This window comes from Lentilactobacillus sp., from assembly GCF_040773105.1.
GTDB lineage: Bacteria > Bacillota > Bacilli > Lactobacillales > Lactobacillaceae > Lentilactobacillus > Lentilactobacillus parabuchneri.
Genome location: NZ_JAXGWW010000250.1, coordinates 1 through 3,027 on the forward strand (window position 1 = coordinate 1; position 3,027 = coordinate 3,027).

Consider the following 3,027-nt stretch of genomic DNA (forward strand, 5'->3'; position numbering starts at 1 on the left):
GATGCAAAATCGAAATGTCCTGTGCGAGGTAGCCAATGTCTTTCAAATTAATTTCCTTTCGAGTTTTGAAATATTATTCTTAGACTAGCATTTTTTTGTCGACAATTCAACATAACGGCATTATCTTTAAACCTATGTTGAATTATCAACACATAAAATAAAGAGGTGTCGAGATATGGCAAATAATAAACGTGGTTCTCAAGCTTTGATTCAATCGATGATTAACCAACACATCCAATACGTATTTGGAATTCCAGGCGCAAAAGTTGATCAATTATTTGAAGATCTTCAGTATTCTGATCAGCCAAACGCGCCCAAGCTGATTGTGACGCGTCATGAACAAAACGCTGCTTTTATTGCAGCAGGGATTGGCCGCTTAACGGGAAAGCCGGGAGTCGTTGCGACGACCTCTGGGCCCGGTGTCTCTAATTTAGTGACGGCGCTTATGACCGCCACCGCTGAAGGCGATCCCGTAATCGGACTTGGTGGACAAGTTCCCCGAGACGACCTCGCCCGATTAACCCATCAAAGCATCCCCAGTAAAGAGTTGATGAACTTCGCGGCTAAAAGTAGCGTTGAAGTCCAAGATCCAAATAACCTTTCAGAAGTCTTTACGAACGCCTATAACACGTCTGTTTCCGGCAAACCTGGTGCCGCTTTTATTTCACTACCCGCCGATGTCTTAAGCGAAACGGTTGACCGGCCAGAAATGGCTCAACTCCAGGAAGCAGAACAAACCCAAACATCAAGTAACACTCTCAACAAAATAGTTGATATGCTGACACATGCCAAGCTTCCAGTGATACTAGCCGGAATGCGGGCATCCTCACAACCTGTAACTGATGCGCTCCACCAACTGTTGGCCAAGGTTTCACTACCAGTCGTTGAAACTTATCAAGGAGCCGGTGTCATTTCTCACGAATTTGAAGCCAATTACTTTGGCCGCGTTGGGCTGTTCAGAAATCAAATTGGTGATACGTTATTAAAGAAAAGTGATTTGATCATCGCACTGGGTTACGATCCGGTGGAATACGAAGCACGAAATTGGAACATTGAACACAACGACCAAATCATTCACATTGATACGATCGCACCTGAATTGACGATTGATTATCAACCTGACGTTGTCATTGAATCAGATATTGCAGGAACGGTGACGGCCTTAACCAATACATTACCAACGGATTATAAGCTGTCAGAATCAGCACATCAGGATTTGGCAAAACTTCGAGAAGAATTCGACGGCCAAAGCGATGTTAAAACAAACCCGAAACCAGGGACACTCCATCCGTTAGAAATTGTGAATACCCTGCAAAAGGCAGTCGACGATGACACTACGGTTACGGTCGATATCGGAAGTCACTATATTTGGATGGCACGCCATTTTCGAACATACCAACCACGCCACTTACTTTTTAGTAATGGGATGCAAACCCTGGGTGTTTCACTCCCCTGGGCAATTGCGGCGAAGTTGACTCGTCCAAATGAAAAAGTGATTTCCGTTTCTGGTGACGGTGGGTTCCTATTCTCTGGCCAGGAGCTCGAAACGGCAGTCCGGCTTAAATTAAACATTATCCAGCTCATTTGGAATGACGGCTATTATGACATGGTGAAATTCCAGGAAGAAGCGAAATACGGTAAAAACGCCGGCGTTAAGCTGGGACCGGTCGATTTTGTGAAGTATGCTGAAAGTTTTGGCGCAAAAGGCTTGCGCGCAACTACTACGGATGAACTCAAGAACGCCTTGAAACAGGCAGAAAAGGCAGATGGTCCCGTTATAATTGATATCCCGGTAGATTATCGTGATAACCTTGAACTAAAATCTGCTCTGTTAAAAGATATTTTAAACTAAGCGTACGGGAGGGTTTAGATGACACAATATACAACCTTATATCAACACGGAACCTTAGCACTGCTGGTTCCGGGACTGTTGACAGGAACATTGAAAATGGGTGATCTGCTCAAACATGGTGATACTGGTATTGGAACCGGTGAAGGCCTTGATGGTGAGCTAATTATTTTAGATGGTGAGCCTTATCAGGTTGATAGTGAAGGAGACATTAATTTGGTTTCAGATTCCTTTAACATGCCGTTTGCAAATATTCATTACGGCCACTACTCAAAATTAACCGAATTAGCAGACACCTCACAACAAGAAATAGAGAAAAAAGTACGCTCACTCACAAATGGGACCAACACATTTTTCTCCATCAAAATTACTGGCACTTTCTCCGGAATAAAAACTCGGGCGGTTAAGAAATCCGTGCCACCTTTTCAGACACTAGCCGAAACCGCGCGTACCCAAAGCATCTTTACCCGTAATCAGGTGAATGGAACAATGATTAGTTACTATTCTCCGGAATTATTTGACGGGGCTGCGGTCGCGGGTTTCCACCACCACTTTTTATCAGATGATCATAAGTTTGGCGGCCATGTGTTGGCATTTCATTTAGACAAAGGCACCGTTTCCTATCAGTTGTTTGATACACTGGAACAACATTTACCGGTTAGTAATGACGCATACATGAACCATGATTTTTCGGCTGATAATATTGCCGATGCGATTCATGACGCTGAAGGATAACTCCAGCTCAATACTTACAAAAAATCGTGATTCGAAGGAGAAGTAAATTCCCCCAGGATCACGATTTTTTGTCGATCAGCAATGAATCTTTACGCGAATAGCCTGCTACCAGCTTATGAGGGCAAAATCACTCCCACAGGCGCGGGAAATACAAAGTCATTCGCGGATACCAAGGCGGCTATTGGGGATCACCCCCACATGCGTGGGAAATACTCTAAGCTCTGTGTCCGAAATCGATTTGACCTGGGATTACCCCCACATGCGTGGGGAATACTCGTCATATGCGATTGAACCAGCAGCAACGTTAGGATTACCCCCACATGCGTGGGGAATACACTAAACAAACCCCGAAACATAGCCATTCTCAAATTATAAAATGACCATTTTTCATTAGTTCGTATTTTACTCTACCCCTTTATCTAACGATCCTACTAACAGTTTAC

The 3,027-nt window shown here is 44.0% G+C and carries 2 protein-coding genes; both read left to right on the forward strand.

Annotated elements, in window-relative coordinates; genetic code table 11:
• Window positions 1–175: 175 nt before the first annotated feature.
• A complete protein-coding gene (alsS, locus tag AB3112_RS10240; protein ID WP_367334433.1) occupies window positions 176–1,852 on the forward strand; it encodes an acetolactate synthase AlsS in 1,677 nt (558 codons plus the stop codon).
• Between the two features lie 18 nt (window positions 1,853–1,870).
• The gene (budA, locus tag AB3112_RS10245) at window positions 1,871–2,584 is read left to right on the forward strand and encodes an acetolactate decarboxylase (RefSeq protein ID WP_084973711.1); all 714 of its coding nucleotides are present in this window, start codon (window positions 1,871–1,873) and stop codon (window positions 2,582–2,584) included.
• Window positions 2,585–3,027 lie beyond the last annotated feature (443 nt).